The 17,203-nt window shown below is 57.9% G+C and carries 14 protein-coding genes; 3 read left to right on the top strand and 11 right to left on the bottom strand.

Going from position 1 to position 17,203, the window contains the following annotated elements:
• Positions 1-105: 105 nt before the first annotated feature.
• From P3G59_RS14265 to P3G59_RS14240, 6 genes are all read right to left on the bottom strand, one after another.
• A complete protein-coding gene (locus P3G59_RS14265) occupies positions 106-531 on the bottom strand; it encodes an AprI/Inh family metalloprotease inhibitor (protein ID WP_277762066.1) in 426 nt (141 codons plus the stop codon).
• 93 nt (positions 532-624) lie between these two features.
• Entirely contained in the window at positions 625-2,091 is a 1,467-nt protein-coding gene (locus tag P3G59_RS14260) for a serralysin family metalloprotease (protein WP_277762065.1), read from the bottom strand.
• 456 nt (positions 2,092-2,547) lie between these two features.
• The gene (locus tag P3G59_RS14255; RefSeq protein WP_277762064.1) at positions 2,548-3,633 is read right to left on the bottom strand and encodes a polyamine ABC transporter substrate-binding protein; all 1,086 of its coding nucleotides are present in this window, start codon (positions 3,631-3,633) and stop codon (positions 2,548-2,550) included.
• A 58-nt stretch (positions 3,634-3,691) separates the two neighbouring features.
• Positions 3,692-4,036 (bottom strand): cupin domain-containing protein, encoded by a 345-nt coding sequence (locus P3G59_RS14250; protein ID WP_038367864.1) that lies wholly within the window; start codon positions 4,034-4,036, stop codon positions 3,692-3,694.
• 41 nt (positions 4,037-4,077) lie between these two features.
• Entirely contained in the window at positions 4,078-5,484 is a 1,407-nt protein-coding gene (locus P3G59_RS14245) for an FAD-dependent oxidoreductase (protein ID WP_277762063.1), read from the bottom strand.
• 51 nt (positions 5,485-5,535) lie between these two features.
• Complete coding sequence (locus P3G59_RS14240; protein ID WP_277762062.1) at positions 5,536-6,351, bottom strand: helix-turn-helix domain-containing protein; 816 nt, start codon at positions 6,349-6,351, stop codon at positions 5,536-5,538.
• Between the two features lie 263 nt (positions 6,352-6,614).
• On the opposite strand from P3G59_RS14240, the gene P3G59_RS14235 reads away from it, so the two are divergent.
• Entirely contained in the window at positions 6,615-6,887 is a 273-nt protein-coding gene (locus P3G59_RS14235; RefSeq protein ID WP_025109621.1) for a DUF1652 domain-containing protein, read from the top strand.
• Positions 6,888-6,937: 50 nt separating this feature from the next.
• Here the strand turns inward: P3G59_RS14235 and P3G59_RS14230 are convergent, their stop codons facing one another.
• Entirely contained in the window at positions 6,938-9,412 is a 2,475-nt protein-coding gene (locus P3G59_RS14230; protein ID WP_277762061.1) for a UvrD-helicase domain-containing protein, read from the bottom strand.
• Positions 9,413-9,690: 278 nt separating this feature from the next.
• Here P3G59_RS14230 and P3G59_RS14225 point away from each other — a divergent pair, with 278 nt between their 5' ends.
• Both P3G59_RS14225 and P3G59_RS14220 read left to right on the top strand, forming a co-directional pair.
• On the top strand, positions 9,691-10,386 hold the full coding sequence (locus tag P3G59_RS14225; RefSeq protein WP_277762060.1) for a pirin family protein: 696 nt from the start codon (positions 9,691-9,693) through the stop codon (positions 10,384-10,386).
• Between the two features lie 151 nt (positions 10,387-10,537).
• Positions 10,538-10,840, top strand: a complete 303-nt coding sequence (locus tag P3G59_RS14220) for a hypothetical protein (RefSeq protein WP_277762059.1) — start codon at positions 10,538-10,540, stop codon at positions 10,838-10,840.
• Positions 10,841-10,943: 103 nt separating this feature from the next.
• On the opposite strand, the gene pgm is transcribed toward P3G59_RS14220, so the two are convergent.
• The 4 genes from pgm to P3G59_RS14200 form a co-directional block, all read right to left on the bottom strand.
• Positions 10,944-12,590: a phosphoglucomutase (alpha-D-glucose-1,6-bisphosphate-dependent) gene (gene pgm, locus P3G59_RS14215; protein WP_277762058.1), complete on the bottom strand. Its 1,647-nt coding sequence runs from the start codon at positions 12,588-12,590 to the stop codon at positions 10,944-10,946.
• Positions 12,591-12,695: 105 nt separating this feature from the next.
• On the bottom strand, positions 12,696-14,093 hold the full coding sequence (locus P3G59_RS14210) for a PLP-dependent aminotransferase family protein (RefSeq protein ID WP_277762057.1): 1,398 nt from the start codon (positions 14,091-14,093) through the stop codon (positions 12,696-12,698).
• A gap of 49 nt (positions 14,094-14,142) precedes the next feature.
• Complete coding sequence (locus P3G59_RS14205) at positions 14,143-15,594, bottom strand: hypothetical protein (RefSeq protein WP_277762056.1); 1,452 nt, start codon at positions 15,592-15,594, stop codon at positions 14,143-14,145.
• A 548-nt stretch (positions 15,595-16,142) separates the two neighbouring features.
• Positions 16,143-17,165 carry a zinc-dependent alcohol dehydrogenase family protein gene (locus P3G59_RS14200; protein ID WP_277762055.1) on the bottom strand — a complete coding sequence of 341 codons (1,023 nt, stop codon included), beginning with the start codon at positions 17,163-17,165 and terminating at the stop codon, positions 16,143-16,145.
• Positions 17,166-17,203 lie beyond the last annotated feature (38 nt).

Below are 17,203 nucleotides of genomic sequence, written 5' to 3'. Positions count from 1 at the left end.
CTTTCATAACAACTTGCGCGATTAACTGCGGTGCAGTTGCCATCCAGCGTTTCTTATAACCATCGCGTGGCGCTTTATATTAAAACTTTGTCGCCGTTTGAATAATCAAGGCTGTTGCGCTGCGCGCTCAAGCGTAATCACCAGACCCGACTTCAAAGTCGCCAGATAAAGCCCGTCACGTTGTCGGCTGAAGAACTGGATTCTTGAGCCTTCCTTGCCGGTAATCGAGAGGCCGTCCGGATCGGGAAACCAGCCGATCGGGGTTTGTTCAATCCATGCACCGAGACAGTCGGCACCTTCACCCAGGGTTTTGTTCGCCTGCAATTCGACGAGGCAAGTATTCGAGGGTTTGTCCTGCTGCTGTTGCGCTTGTGGGTCATCACCTCGGGTGGACAGCGTCGCTTGCCACTGCCCGGCAAAAACGGAGGGTTCTTCAAGTCTGAGGCTGCTTGCCATAGTGGTTTCTCCTGAAATCATCATGAGCGCCGCCGAAAGCCACGCCGCCTTGTAGGTAAAAGCTTTACTGATCATGGGAATATTCGCTCCGACATGTAGCCTTACTTACCGACCAACACGATGCAAGCAAAGAAAGCGGCGCATCACACGCCGCTTTCCATTGCTACATCACGCCACGATGTCGCTGGTCGCTGCCTGGCCAACGGTGCTGACCTGGAAGTCCGCCACGCCGTGCCCGGAGAAGTCCACCGAGAGCAGACTGTTGCCGCCCGACGACGTCAGGACCGCGTCACCGGCAGCACCGGTGAAGCTGCTGACGAAGTGCAGGCCGGCGCCGTTGGTGATGCCGGTCAGATCGATTTTGTCCAGACCGCTGACAAAATCGAGGATCTGATCGATCGCACCTGGCTTGGAGTCAGAGCTGGCCGCGAACACGAAGGTGTCCGAACCCGCACCGCCCCACAGTTTGTCGGCACCGCCAGCGCCGTAGAGGATGTCGTTGCCGGCACCGCCCTTGAGCTCGTTGGCCACGCTGTTGCCGATCAGCAGATCGTTACCCGAACCGCCAATGGCGTTTTCGATGATCGCGCCTTTGGCAATGGACACGTTGCCCACCAGGCCGCCAACGTCGGAGAACGAGGCTTCATTGAGGTTGATCTTCTGGTTCTGGGTGAAACCCGAGAAGTCCAGAGTGTCCTTGCCGCCCGCGTCCCACACCGAGAACACCACTTTGTCACTCGACGACGAAGCGCTGAGGAAATCGCGGCCAGTGTTGGAGTTGAAGCCGTAGGTGGTGTCACCGGTACGGGTGGTGGTGTTGGCACCGTAGAGTTTCTGGATGGCCGCGATATCGTCCATCAGCGGACCGGACGAATACGCTTCGACACCGCCCTTGCTGAAGTTCTGGTTGGTATTGCTTTCGCTCCAGTAGCTCATGACGCTGTAGCCGCGGGTGTCCTGGCCGTAGGTCGCGTCATTGTAGGTCGGGTTGCCATTACCGGCGTTGTAGTCGCCAGGGTGAGCAAGGCCCAGGGTGTGGCCGATTTCGTGGGTCAGGGTCTGACGACCGTAGTTGTTCAGATCCGGCGTCTTGTTCGGCGTGTAACTGGTGTTGGTCAGGTACCACGAGGTGCCGTCATAGCCGGCGCCAGTCCCTGGCAGATAAGCGAATGCCGCTGCACCGTCGACACCACCGCTGTAGTTAGCGAAGGTCATGTGAGCGTCACCGCCCGTGGCTTTCTCGGTGAAGGTCACGTTGGCTACATCCGCCCAGGATTGCATGGCGAGCTTGGCCTGGGCTTGTTGTTGCGCATTGAACTGACTGAACCCGGTGATCCCGTGCTTGTTCATCGTGCTGGACGATGCCGAAGTCAGGAAGGTATAGGTGAGTTCGATCTTGCCGCTGCCGTCCTTGTCCTGGTAGGCAGCACCGTCGCGCAGCAACTGGGTTGCGGCCTGATCGACGGAGTAAGAGGGCTTGCCATTGACCGTGAGGTTGCCGCCACGATCGTATTGGTGGCTGAAGCTATTGATCTGGTTCCAGGCTGAGCTGGTTGCAGCCAGAGGTTGCGGCGCCGCAGACAACAGAAAAGCCTGTTCGGCGGTATCAATAGCATTAGCTTTTACTTTCGACATAAACACACTTCCTTGTTTAGCAATGGAACAGTTTTTGTCCGATAGGCGTCTCGCTGGCGAGAGCGTCCTATCACTCGCCCAATGAAGGCGTAAGAAACCTGACACAATTTGAAATCTGTCGTAAAGGATTTTTTTGAGATCAAATCGGGCTGTTTCGGAAAACTGCCGTAAACAAAGCGTGCGGGGAAGAAAGAATGTTTTAGTTGCGCGGCTTCTGCCTAATTGTCTGACGATTTCCTATTTAAATATTAAATATGGGTAAGTTGTTTTTTGTTAGGCGCGTCTCACTTTGCTGCACTTTATTAGTGCGATGCCAGTGTATTGATATCAACCAAAATGGTCGCCAAAACTGTAGGAGCTGACGAGTGAAACGAGGCTGCGATCTTTTGACTTTGCCTTATAAAAGCAAGATCAAAAGATCGCAGCCTGCGGCAGCTCCTACAGAGGGGAAGCGAGTCAGCTACCGGTGCGAATCTTGTTCCACACCCGCGTCCGGATCCGGTCAATGTTCAACGGCATCGCCTCCAGCGCGAACAGCTTGCCCATCATCTCCGGACTCGGATACACCTTGGTGTCGTTCTTGATCGCCGGGTCGATCAGGCTGTCGGCCTGTTCATTGCCATTGGCGTAATGCACGTAGTTGCTGATGCCGGCCATCACGTCCGGGCGCAGCAGGTAGTTCATGAACGCGTAACCGGCCTTCTCGTCCGGCGCATCGGCGGGCATGGCGACCATGTCGAACCAGATGGCTGCGCCTTCCTTGGGAATCGCATAACCGATGTCGACGCCGTTTTTCGCTTCCTTGGCGCGGTTCTCGGCTTGCAGGATGTCACCGGAGAAACCGACCGCCACGCAGATGTCGCCGTTGGCCAGGTCGCTGGTGTATTTCGACGAGTGGAAATAGCTGACGTAGGGCCGCACTTTCATCAGCAGCGCTTCGGCCTTTTTGTAATCCTCGGGATTTTTGCTGTGGTGCGGCAGGCCCAGGTAATTGAGCGCCGCCGGCAGCAATTCGGGGCCGTTGTCGAGGATCGCCACGCCGCACTTCTGCAGCTTTTCCATGTATTCGGGCTTGAAGATCAGGTCCCAGGAATCCACCGGCGCGTCATCGCCCAGCACCGCTTTGACCTTGGCGATGTTGTAGCCGATGCCGGTGCTGCCCCACAGGTACGGGAAGCCGTGTTCGTTATTCGGGTCGTTGGTTTGCAGGGCTTTGAGCAGTACCGGATTGAGGTTTTTCCAGTTCGGCAACTGGCTCTTGTCGAGTTTTTTCAGCGCCCCACCCTGAATCTGCCGGGCCATGAAGTGGTTGGACGGGAACACCACATCGTAACCGGATTTACCGGTCATCAACTTGCCGTCAAGGGTTTCATTGCTGTCGTAGACGTCATAGGTGACGCCCACGCCCGTCTCTTTCTCGAAATTCTTGGTGGTGTCCGGCGCGATGTAGTCAGACCAGTTGTAAACCTTGACCGTTTCCGCTGCCTGAGCAAGGGAAACGGCGAACATCAGCGGTGCCAGAGCGAGGGTCTTGCGGATCATGGATCGATTCCTGTGTGGGTTTTCTTTTTTGTTGGCAGGCAATCAAAGGATCAAACAATCAGAAAATCAGCACGTAGCTCTTGCGCACGGTTTCCTGGATATCCCAGATACCGAGCGTGTTGGCTGGCAACATCAGTGCGTCGCCACCTTGTATGTGCAGGGTTTCGCCGCCACCGTCAGGGGTGAACGTGCAGCGCCCGGAAATGAAATGGCAGAACTCCTGCGCGGTGATCTGCCGACGCCAGCGCCCGGGCGTGCATTCCCAGACGCCGGTTTCGACGCCGTCATCGCGCTCGACGCTGGTGGTCGAGGCGATCGCCACCGGTTCGCCGAGGGGCACGGCGACCGGGCTGGACTCGTCGAGTGGCAGGGTTGCGGTGTTCTTGAACTGGGTAATGCTCATGGTCTGACCTGTCTTTGGGCTTTCTTGAAGTAAATCGACGTTCAATGCATGAAACCTTCCATGAAACCCGCAACTTGGCTGGCGAGCTTGCGCCGCCATGGCGCGGTCGCCGGGTTGGCCAGGGTCTGGTCTTCGTGGACGAAGCTTTTGATGATCGCGTTGTAGCCGAGCCAGCGGCACGGCTCCGGCTCCCAGGCGCGCAGGGCATGAATGCCGCCGTCCGGCAGCACCCACGGCTGCCGGGTCAGTTCGGTGTCGCGCTCGAGAATCAGATCGGCCAAGGTGCGCCCGCCGAGATTGCTCGCGCCGACGCCCTCCCCGCCATAACCGCCGGACAGCGCGATGCCGTTGGCGCGATCACAGAGCATGTGCGGTTTGAAGTGGCGGGACATGCCAAGGTTGCCACCCCAGGCGTGGGTGATCTGCACGTTTTTCAGTTGCGGGAACAGTTCGCCGAACAGATAGCGGCGCAGCTCGACCTCATCGCGGGTCAGATCGAAGTTGTGCCGCAACTTGCCGGCAAACTGATAACCGCCGCGTGCGCCGAAGATCAGACGATTGTCGGCACTGCGCTGGCCATAAGTGACCTGCCGGCTGAATTCGCTGAACGCCTGGCCACGATTGAGGCCGATCTCATCCCAGGTCGCGGCGGACAAGGGTTCAGTGGCGACGATCAGGCTCTGCACCGGCAATTGATAGCGGCCCAGCGGCGGCAAGGTCACCGAATAACCTTCGACGGCCGGCACGATCCAGCGACTGCGCACGCTGGCTTTCGCCGTGCGCAAACTGCCCGACTGCCAATGGGTGACCGGACTGTTTTCGTAGATTTTCACGCCCATGTTCTGCACCGTGCGCGCGAGGCCCCGCACCAGTTTCGCCGGATGGATGGTCGCCACGTGCGGCGCGTAAATCCCGCCGTACGGCTTGGCCACGCGGATCTGCTGCGCCAGTTGCTCGGGACTGAGCCAGCGGTAATCGTCGTCGGTCAGGCCCTGGGCGTGCAGTTTGGCCAGATAGTCACGCAGCGTGGCTTCCTGCTCTGGATAGCGGGCGGCGCAGTACAGCACCCCGCCCTTGCGGTAATCGCAGTCAATGCCTTCGCGTTCGAGAACAATTTCCACTTCATCGGGAATGCTGTGCAGCAGATCGAATGAGGCGCGGCGTTGTTCCGGCGACAGCCCGGCCAGCAAGCGATCCTCGCCAAGCAGGTTGCCCATCAGCCAGCCGCCATTGCGACCGGACGCGCCAAAACCGGCGGTCTGCGCTTCGACAATCGCAATGTCGAGCCCCGGCGCGAGTTTTTTCAGGTAGTACGCCGTCCACAGGCCCGTGTAACCGGCGCCGATGATCGCCACGTCGACGTCCAGATCTCGCTCAAGCTCGGGCCGCGCGGTCAGCGGCTCATCGAGTTGATCCATCCACAAACTGATAGTGCGCCACGCCGGCATGCAAGACTCCGCCACTGAAAACTTCGATGGCGTCGATCCTAGTGGCTGTGCTCAGTTGATGTCTTGCGCGCGTGCCCGCAAAGAAATTTGTTTGGCGTAAGCCTTGGGCGACTGGCCGGTGTGTTGACGGAAACAGCTGTAAAACGCCGACAACGAATTGAAACCGGCAGCGAAAGCCAGTTCATCAATGCGTACGGGTGGCGCCGCGTTGTCGAGCGCGCGCAGCAGATGTTGCAGGCGTGCCTGGTTGACGTAGCGATAGAAGCTTTGCCCAAGCACCTGATTGAGCAGATAGGAAATCTGGTTGCGGCTGTAGCCACACTCCTTCGCCACTCGCTGCAAATCGAGTTCGGGGTCGAGGTACGGCTGCTGGTTTTCGAAATACTGCTGCAGGTCTTCAGCCATAAAACTTAACTGGCGTGGGGACAGGCCCAGGCGACTGACCGCCGGGCGCTGACTTGAAGAGCTTGTGCCGAGAGTTTGCGTGCGCACCAGCGAGGCGTATTCGTTGACGCGCCAGATCAGCCCGTCCCTGACCGTGATCGCCTCGCTGGAACGAAACGACACCAGCCCGTCACCGCCGCGCAAGGTGACTTCGTATTGAATGAACGCGGTGTTGCCGTCGACGCGAATGCGATCGCAATGCTCAAGCAATTCGTCGGATTCGCGCGGCATGCTGACGCGCACGTACTCGCGCAATTCATCAAGGCCGAGCACGCGGTTCTGGAAGAAGTCGTTGTACTGGATGTCCGGGTGATACAGCGCCATGACGCTGTCGAGGTCACGGTGCTTCCAGCTCAGGTGATAGCGCATGACCGTGGCCGCCGTGGCCTGGGTCTGTTCTGGGCCGTCGTCGTCGGCGTGCATAAGGGGCTCGGCGCAAAAGAACCGAGCTTGCCCAAGTTCGGCGCAGGCTTCAATGACTAAACCATAGTGGCCATTTGGCGACGATTGCGTACGCCGTGACTTACATCAAAAAATGCGAAGCAATCGCAAAAAGAACTGAAAAATCTCACAGGAATTTCACATCGGGATGCTACTTTTAATGTCAGTCACCGGTTGAGCCAATGAAGGCTCTTCCCACCTAACATGAGCAAACGGAAGCGCTCGATGAAGAAGGCGGGCAACACATGAATAAAGGGTCAAGCAAAGTCACGTTCCCCAATGCCTGCCAGCTGATGCGCTGGCATTTTCATCCCATGGGTTTCGAGGCGACGATGGACGCGCCGGGCAGCATGATCGCCCGTCTGTTCGATCGCGCCAGTGGCGAAACCATGATCGCCATCGCTGGCATCCCGTGTGCGACGGTGATGAATGCAGCGGATGTAGAGCGAATCATCGAGGCTGTGGAGGACGAGCTGGAAGCATTCATACCTCCGGAGTCTCTCAAGAGTTACGCATAAGCTTATGATTTAAAACAAAAAAGCCCACAGCGATGTGGGCTTTTTTGTGCTCATGCGCTGTGTTTGGCGCTGCGGTGATCAACGAAGAACGGCTTGTCCTTGGCCACCCGGTCGGACGCCCTGGGCATGTTCACCGCTTGCGCTTCCTGCGGTTCAACGTACCAGTAGCAATGGCTGACCGCGCGGGTGATGCCGACATACGCCAGCCGCAGGATTTCGTCTTTTTGCGCGGTGTCGTAGGGCTCGCTGTCGCCCGGCTTGCCCAGTCCCGCCATGCGATAGACCTGATTCTTATAGGGCGAACTGGTCAGGTGCTGGCAATCGCCGAGCAGAAACACCGCGTCGGCCTGCAAGCCTTTGGCACTGTGGTAGGTCAGTTGCTTCAGCCGGCGCGCTTCGTACGGCAAGCTCGAATCGACATTAACTACTGACTGAATATGCTGCTCTATCAATGACTTATCGCTACTTTTTCGATACAGCATCAAGATTGAATGACCCTGACGATAATGTTCGGCGAGGCGTTGGCCCAATGCCTGATCATCGCGCTCCAGCACGTTGACCGGTTGCAGCGGCTTGGCTGCGCCGCTGGCCTTGGCCTTCTTGCCGGGGATCGCCGGGGCGGCACGAACGATGTGCTCGGCCGCGTCGATAATGTGCTGATGACTGCGGTAGTTGTCGCTGAGCATCACCCGCGTAGTGGCAGGCGACGGGAATTCCTTGTCGAACGCCATGAAGTAACTCGGCGAACTGCCACGCCAGCCGTAAATCGACTGCCAGTCATCGCCAACACACAACAGCGACGAGCGTTGCGCGCCCCGTCCGACGTGCATGGCCGGGCCACGACTGCGAATCTCCATCAGGCTGGCACGGATCCACGAAACGATCTGTGGTGAAACATCCTGAAACTCATCGATCATCAGGTGCGACAGCGGCCTGAGCAGTTCATCGCTCAACAGCTTGAGGTTTTCCGGTGAGTGCTCGCTGAACAACGCGAACATGCGGTTGTAGGTCATGATCGGCGGTTTCTGATCGAGCAGATGATCTTCAAAGGCCCGCCAGAACAGGCTCAGCGCCTCAAAGAAAAACCGGTCCGGGTCGTCTTTGGCAAAACTCATGCGAGCGACCGCGTCAGGCACGTCCAGGCCGAGGTTTTCGATGAAACCGGCCGCCGCGACAAAACAGTCGAGCAACGGCGCGGAAGCCAACTCGCCCTTGACCTTGTATTCGAAGCCCGGCCCGGCGCTGGCATCGCCTTCCAGCGTTGCCAGAACGCGTCTCGACGACTCGTAGCTATCCAGCCAAATCAAAGGCTTACGACAGAAAGCTTGAAACAGGGTGCGCTTGACTGCCCACTCCGCACGCACGCTGAGCTTGGCGTTTGGCCGGCTGACCTGCGGGTTTTCCCGTGGATCAAAACCGAGCACCACCCAGGCATCCAGACTGGGAATGTAACCATGACAATGAAATTTTGCGCCGTTGATATCGAAACTCTGCCGGTTCGGCTCAATCCCCTTGATCGGCCAGGCGCCGGCACGGAACCACAAATCTTCGATGGCATCGCACAGCTCTTCGTCGCGCCGGGAGGCCAGTTCCGTCACGGCAACGCGTTTTTGCACGTCCGGGTGATCACGTTCCAGCTCCTTGAGCTGTAAACCGGCGCGCGACAGTGGCTGAATCAACTGGCGGAAACGCTCGTCCTCTTTGAACAAGCGGTGATAGCAGGCGTTGAGTTGCTGGCGTTGTGCATCGTTGATGCGCAGGTCGAACGGATTGCTGTCGGCCTCCTCGTCGGCACCTTGCGGTCGATGGCTGAGGTTTTCAAAGGCCTGCAAACGTTCGAAACCCGGCAAGCTGCGCACCATCGGCAGAATGCGCGAATGGAAGGTGCGCACCAGTTCGCGCGCCTGGCGCAGATTCAGCGCCAGACCCCAGAGCGCGAACAGCTCGATCAGTTTGTTGATGAAATCCTTGCGCGACTCGCGGGTGAAGGTCACCACGGTCATCGAATCCAGCTCAAAGCCCAGATAGTGCTTGAGCAACAGGATGCGCAACACCAGCGTGGTGGACTTGCCCGCGCCAGCGCCGGCGACCACTGACGTCGACGGTGTTTCGCTGAAAATCATCTTCCATTGCGCGCTACTGGGTTGAGCATGCTCAGGCAGCAAACGGGCGACATCGGCCTTCATGCGCTTCTTCAGCTCGGCACTCAGCGGCGGACGCCAATCGTCGAACAGATGATTATCGATGCTGGGCGGACGATGTTCAGTGCTGCGGCTATCACGGATCAACAGCACCTGACGGCCTTCTTCCAGCCCCTCAAGCTTGCCTTCCTTAAAACCATATTCGACACCAGCGGTGTGGCCGCTACGAAAGCCATCGGCCTGACCGTGCAACCACGAAGCACGGTGCTGCGCACGCAAACGGGTCAAACCATGGCCGAAGAAGCGTGCTGCCAGGCGTTTGAACCAAGGCATCTCGGCCAAGGGGCGAAGTTCGGGAGGAAGATCGGGGGTGTGTTGCGCCACGCTGACGGGCTCCAGTGTGTGAGGCTGTTGCAGCTATGGTGGCTGTATTTGCCGCTCAGTTCTAGCGAAATGCTTACAGCTCATTGGTTTAGGCGATGAACTGAAGGTGAGATGAGACGCTTGCGGGCTATTTTCATATCAACGGATTCGATGCTAATGCCGCATTTTTTACGCTTTTTATCGATAGTTAACTGATAGATGATCCACGTCATAAACCACCGGTCTCGCATCGGGTGCAACCATCACACCCCGTTGACGAGCCTTTTGAGGAGACGATCATGCTTGAACTCAGACCTTTCAGCTCGCTGGGCGGCGCCCATCACGGCTGGCTGGACGCTCATCACCACTTTTCGTTCGCCGAGTACTACGATCCGCAGCGCATGAGCTGGGGCAACCTGCGGGTGTGGAACGATGATGTGATCGCAGCGGGCACCGGGTTCCCGCAGCACCCGCATCGCGACATGGAAATCATCACCTACGTCCGTGAAGGTGCGATTACTCACCAGGACAACCTCGGCAACAAGGGCCGCACCGAGGCTGGCGACGTACAAGTGATGAGCGCCGGCACCGGCATCGCTCACAGCGAATACAACCTGGAAACCAAAGACACCAAGATCTTCCAGATCTGGATTCTGCCGACGGAAACTGGCGCGCCACCCTCGTGGGGTGCGAAACCGTTCCCGAAAGGTCAGCGTGAAGGTTTTGTTACGTTGGCCAGCGGCAAGGACGGCGATGACCAGAGCCTGCGGATTCGCGCTGATGCGCGATTGGTCGCGGCCAACCTCAAGGCGGGTGAAACTGCCGAATATCATCTGGATGAAGGCCGTCGCGCGTATCTGGTACCGAGCACCGGCGTGATTGAAGTCAACGGCTTGCGCGCACAAGCTCGGGACGGTGTGGCGGTAGCGCATGAGCGCGTGCTGAGCGTCACGGCCATTGAGGACAGCGAAATCGTTCTGGTGGATCTGGCCTGATTCGCAAACCCTCTGAGGGTGCTTGCAGGGGCAAAGCACGCGGCGATAGCGATACATATATATCGCACGCTTGATGCGTTTCTGCGCAATGATCTGTCCTGCGCCTGGAAGGAGTCAGGCGCATTTCCGATCAACCCTGCAAGGAAGCAACATGTTCAAGAAAATCGTTTTGAAAAATGCAGTTCTGGCTGTACTCATGACCGTTGGCATCGCAGCGTTTGAGGCTTCGGCTTCCGAGGGCGAGACGGGTCGATGCAACGATAACTTTGCATTCGATACCCTGGCGCCGATCATGGTGACGCCCGCTTTACTCGAAGAGTTGCGCGTAATGTCTGGGGCGGCATACGTTCGTCACGAACAGGACGGGTACGTCTACACGGCGGATCATCGCCATGATCGTCTTAAAGTCACCAGCGACATAGACAACCGTTTCAGCCATTTCAAGTGCGGTTGACTGATTTGCCAGTCAACACTCCCGATTTGCGGGACTGAGGACGCAAAAAAAGGGGCGACCATTTGGTCGCCCCTTTTTTTAATAAAGCGCAGCACTTATTGCTTCACTTGCTGGAAATAGCACCGTCCACCAACGTCTGCGCTTCAACGACCAATTGCTTGAGGTGGTCGTCACTGATGAAGCTTTCGGCGTAGATCTTGTAGATGTCTTCGGTGCCCGACGGACGCGCGGCGAACCAGCCGTTTTCAGTCATCACTTTCAGACCGCCAATCGCCTGATCGTTGCCCGGTGCATGGCTGAGAATGCTCTGGATTTTCTCGCCGGCCAGTTCCGTCGAGGTGACCTGCGCAGGCGCCAACTTGCTCAGCAACGCTTTCTGCTCCGGATTGGCCTTGGCATCGACGCGCACCGAGAACGGTTCGCCCAGCTCATCGGTCAATGCCTTGTAGGCCTGGCTCGGGTCGCGACCGGTGCGTGCGGTCATTTCAGCGGCGAGCAACGCCGGGATCAGACCATCCTTATCGGTGCTCCACACGCCACCGTCCTTGCGCAGGAAGGATGCGCCCGCGCTTTCTTCGCCGCCGAAGCCCAGCGAGCCGTCGAACAGGCCGTCGGCGAACCATTTGAAACCGACCGGAACTTCGTACAGACGACGCCCCAAGCGCTTGGCCACGCGATCGATCAGACCGCTGCTGACCACGGTTTTACCCACGCCGGCGTCCGCACGCCACTGCGGGCGGTTCTGGAACAGGTAATCGATCGAAACGGCGAGATAATTGTTCGGCGCGAGCAAACCACCGGACGGCGTCACGATGCCGTGACGGTCGTGATCGGGGTCGCAGGCAAAAGCGACGTCGAAACGCTCTTTCAAGCCGATCAACCCTTGCATCGCGTGGCTGGACGACGGATCCATACGAATCTGGCCATCCCAGTCGACGGTCATGAAACGGAACGTCGCGTCGACTTCCTTGTTGACCACTTGCAGATCGAGGCGGTAATGCTCGGCAATCGCCGACCAGTAGCGCACCCCTGCTCCGCCCAGCGGATCAACGCCCAGTCGCAGTTTGGCGTCACGAATGGCGTCGAAGTCGATCACGTTGATCAGGTCGGCTACGTAGGTATTCAGGTAATCGTGGCGATGCGTCGTGCTGGCCTTTAGCGCCTGCTCGTAACTGATGCGTTTCACACCGGCGAGTTTGGCGGCCAGCAGTTCATTGGCCTTGGCTTCGATCCATTTGGTGATATGGGTGTCGGCCGGCCCGCCGTTGGTTGGGTTGTATTTGTAACCACCGCTTTGTGGCGGGTTGTGCGACGGCGTGATGACGATGCCGTCCGCCAGGCCCGAGGTGCGGCCACGGTTGTAGCAGAGAATGGCGTGGGAAATGGCCGGCGTCGGCGTGTATTCATCACCTTCGGCGATCATCACGGTCACACCGTTGGCGGCCAGAACTTCCAGCGCGCTGGCTCCGGCCGGAGTCGACAGTGCGTGGGTGTCGATGCCGACAAACAACGGCCCGGTGATGCCCTGGGCTTCGCGGTACAGGCAGATCGCCTGGCTGATGGCCAGAACGTGCCACTCGTTGAAACTCAAGTCGAACGAGCTGCCCCGGTGCCCGGATGTACCGAACGCCACACGCTGAGTGGAAATCGAGGCGTCGGGCTGTCCGGTGTAGTAAGCCGTTACCAGTCGCGGGATATCGACCAACAATTCTGCCGGTGCCGGTTTGCCCGCAAAAGGACTGAGTGTCATGCAAAACCTCTGAAATAGAGTGGTTCAGGAATAGAGCGCAGTTTACTGGCAGTTTGACCGCAGTGCGATGGGATCTATCCGGGACACTCCCGATGTTTTTTAACGTTATTCACCGGGTGCCAGGCGCAAGGCGTCACCGAGCAGGCCGACCACGCGGGTCAGGTCATGCTCGCCGTGGCTCAGCGGGCTCAACCGCACATGCTGCGCATGCAGGCCTTGCAAGCTGAACAGCTCGCCCGGCGCAATAATGATCTGCTGCCTCAACAGGCGCTGGAACACTTGCGCCATGTTGACCGGCCGCAAAGAACGCACCCACACGGTCGCGCCACCTTGTGGTTCGACAACCTGCAACGCATCGCCGAGACGTTCGCGCAATAGCTCAATCAATTGCGTGCGACGCTCCTTGAGCATTCGTCGCAGTATCAACAAATGCTGATCCAGCCGACCACCCGCCACCAGCCTGGCAACGGCCTTCTGACGGATCGGCGACAAGCGAAACGCGCGCAACAGAAAATGCCGCTGCAACTCGTTGCGCCACTGCCGTGAGAGCAATATGCCGAAAGGTGCCTCGGCACCGATGAACTTCTCGAACGTGGAAAACACCAGCAGACGATCGGGGTCCAGCCAGTCGCGCAATCGTTGGGCGTCCCCTCCTTCGTGGAGTTCGCTGTAACAATCGTTTTCCAGCACCCAAGTGCCATGGCGCCCGAGCAAATGCGCGACGGCCTGTTGGTTGCTCAGCGGTATCAGGCTACCCCGTGGCATGCTCAACGCCGAAGACAACAGGATCAAACGCACCGACTCACTCTTGAGCACCGACTCCAGCCGCTGCAGATCAATCACGCCACCGGCAAACGGCAGTTCGATAACACGCACCTCGCAGGCTTCCAGCAGACGCAGGATCACCCAGTCACAGGGCGATTCGACGACCACGGTGGCGCGACGCAACTCGAGCACGGAAATCAGAATGTCCAGGACACCGCGCAGATCAGCGCCGATGTAGACGTCATCCGCACGCCAGTAATTGGCGGTCGACGAGGTATAACGCGCGGCCATTACCGTGCGCAGTTCAAGCTCTCCGCAAGGTTGCAGGAGCGCTTGCGGCTGGCGCGGATATTGACGCAGCAGTTCCCGCTCCAGCATCAGTAATGGACTGTCCAGCGGTTGCAGAGAGGCCGGCTCATCGGCGCTCAGCACACACATGCCCGGGCGCCTGGCATTGACGTAAACGGTTTCCAGCAAATCACTGCCACTGTCGGGTGAGTCCGACACGTGCAGCGCTTGCGCGTAGTATCCGGATTTGGCGATTGAATAGACCCTGCCTTCCTTTTCCAACAGCGAATAGGCGTACTGGACCGTCGAGATCGACACATTGAGCCGATCCGCCAATTGTCGCAGTGATGGCAAGCGCACCGCCGAGCCACTGCCCGCCTCGTCTATCAGCAGCGTGAGGTATCGATATACCGCCTGATAAACAAAGTCATTCTGCCTCGCCGCTTTCACAAGCTCGCATCCGTTGGCATGGCGTTATCTCCCTGCACGAGGCTCACGTTCATCCCTCCGCTGATCGATCATCTGTCGGTTCAACGACCGGGTCCTGCGAGGCTTTTGCACCGGCAGCAGGCATATGCACAGGCCCCATTGCATACAGGCGCACAATCAGCTTGACCGGAAGCCCACTGACATCCGTCATCCATTTCATGACCTGTTCCGGCGCATGCAGGCCCTGCATCGCCCGGTGCAGATCCGGCAGCGCCACCAGCATGCCGGGGTGACAATTGCGCAAAAACCGCTCGAGGCCGTCGCCAGCATTGATGAATGGTGAAAACAGCAGGCACGTCAGCTGGGTTTCATTCAGTTCAAAATTGGCCAGCAGAGCGCTTTCTGCCTTCTTGCGCAGATACTCGGGCTCCTGCAGATTGCCGAAACTCGCCAACAACTGTTCGCAGACAGGTTCGGGAACCTGTTTTTGCCGCATGGATATCAGGCTGTTTTTCAGGTAATCGCTGACGCCAGCCTCGTAGGTCCGCCCCTCGATGAAGTGCGCCTGCAAGCCCCGCAGATGCGCGGCTACCAGAGGTTCGACATGTTCGTTATCACCTTGATAAAGCGTCAGGTCATCAGCCTGGAAACCGAGAAAATCACTCAACAAGGGCCAGCGTTCTTCGAGCTTGCCGACAATCATGTCGTTGATACTGATGAAACTGGTGCGCCGACAGGCCTCGAATTGACCCTCGGGACGCCAGGCTACCCGCTCGTCTTCGGGATAAAACTCGCGGTAATAATCGCCACCCAGTCCATCGAGAAGCGGGAACAGCATGTCAAAGCCGAGAGAACTCACCTGCGGCCCGGCAATCGCGGCTTTCTGCGCGGCGCGCGCCAATCCCTCAAGGAAGTGACCCTGACGGCGCACGGATTCACTGCCGACCATCGCATCGACGCCATTGTTCCAGCGGGCAACCTGACCGTAGAACTCGGCAGTGGCCAGATAAGCGTCATCCCACAGTTCGAGCGTTTCGTTCCAGGTTCGACGATGCCCGATCAGCAGCAGATTGATGCGGTTGGCTTCACGCCCCGCCTCGCCAATGGGTGCCTGATGGTCAAACGGCAGGACCTCGCGGTGATCCACCATAACCAGTTCGACTCGTGGATCGTCATACAGAAACAGCGCGCTGTAGCTGCGATGCATGTTTTGCAGGGACGCCTGGCTGCTGCCGTTCCAACGCAGGTTGGCGACCCGCAACTGAAAGGTCGCGGGGGATCGGCCAGCGATGGTCAGTTGTGCAGCCCGTAAAAGGGCCAGCGTATAACAACTGTCGCGCGACCCTGACTGGTTCACCAGAACCTTGAAATGACCGATGTTCTCCATACCGCCGGCGGCGACTTCCAGTCGCTGGATCAGCAACTGCAACGCCGTGCGTTCCGCGCGAGAGAAGAAACTCAGCAAACGTTGCAATACTTGCTGGTAGACATAGTTCATTGCCTGATCATGGATCGTGCTCATCGGTATTTACCCGGTATCGAAAGTTTCATGCCGCGCGGACTGAAAATCAGTCTGGCGACAATTCATCAATAAGTAATAGACGTTCGAATGCTAACACTTACAAGTTTGTAGTTATTTGAAACACTTGAGCTGTAAAAACCCATTCAGCGACCGACCAGCAGCCTCAAGCCACTGTAATTGCAGGAATATTTTTTTCTGGACGCTGTCCTAGGAAACTTCCCACAATGTCCCACGGCAAGTGAGTACAAGAAAAAGAGAAGCAGTTTCCGAATAGCCCTACAACAATTAAACAAAAGTTGGCTTGATCAATCGATTTATTCGTTTGATATCGCGCAGGACAAATTGAATGCACACCCATGGCTCATTCCTTGAGATGAAAGTAATCATTCAATTATCAGGGCTTACATTGTGATTAGAAGATACAGATCGAGAGCAAAAACCAGTTCAGTTGCTGAACGGTCCCCGTGTGCTGCACCAGAGAGCTCTGTTTTTCAGGAGGGAGGTAAACGCACAAGAGTCCGTGGGGCCACGGACTCTGATGGCAAGGCTTACGCCGGTTCGACTTGCAGGGCAACCTGTTCGCGGCATGGGCATTCGTCCATGTAGCGATGCGCTTCGACGAATTCGTTGAACGGGAATACACGCGTCTTGAGCGGCAGCAACACACGATCAGCGGTCAACTGGTTGATGTCACGCAAGGCACGTTGTAATGCGACGTGGTCCTGAGTGATGCCCAGTTCTGGCTTGCCGGTGAAGTTGCCGATGCAGTGCACGAAAAACTGAATGTTCTTCTGGAACGCTGCACAGGCCGGAAACGGCGTCTGGTTGCCGCCCTGCAACCCGTAAAGTACCAGGCTGCCACGCGGTGCCAGCACATCACCAAGCAGCGACATCTGTGGGCCGCCGAGACCGTCGAACACCACGTCGACACCACGGTTGTCGGTGATCTTGTTGATTCGCATCAACAGATCTTCCTCTTCAGTGACGATGACCTTTTCAGCGCCGAGGGACAGCAGATACTCGCGCTCTTCGGCTTCTTTGGTCGCGGCGATCACCCGCACGCCCATCGCCTTGCCCAACTGGACAAACGAAGGACCGGCGCAATGGCTGGCGTCCGTGACCAGAGCGAATTGCCCCGGCTTGACCCGCGCCAGATCGGCGTAGGCAAAGTAGGCAATCAGCAACGGCGTGTAATGCACGCTGGCTTCGATTGGGCTTAGCACGTCCGGATAACGGGTCAGTGCGGTACGCGGCAGCACAATCGACTCGCCGTAGACCGGATAATCGTTTGGGCTCTCAGCCGGGAAACTCGCGACCTTGTCACCGACGGACAGATCCTCGACGTTGGCACCCACGGCCGTGACCACACCGGCCATTTCATGGCCAAGGCCCGATGGCAGACGTGCCTGGGACGACGCCAGGTTCTGACGCCAAAGGGTGTCGTACCAGCTGATGCCGATTGCCTCGACACGCACCTGCACTTCGCCAGGACCTGGCTGCGCGGCCGCATGCTCTTCGCATTTGAGCACCTCGGCCGGACCAAACTTGTGAAAACGGATCGTGCGGGACATCGCAAACCTCGTCAAAGTAACCTCTAATGCCATGAACT

The sequence above is a fragment of the Pseudomonas sp. A34-9 genome (genome assembly GCF_029543085.1).
Lineage (GTDB): Bacteria > Pseudomonadota > Gammaproteobacteria > Pseudomonadales > Pseudomonadaceae > Aquipseudomonas.
The sequence above is the reverse complement of the archived record's forward strand: the minus strand, read 5'-3'. Positions and strand labels throughout refer to the sequence as shown.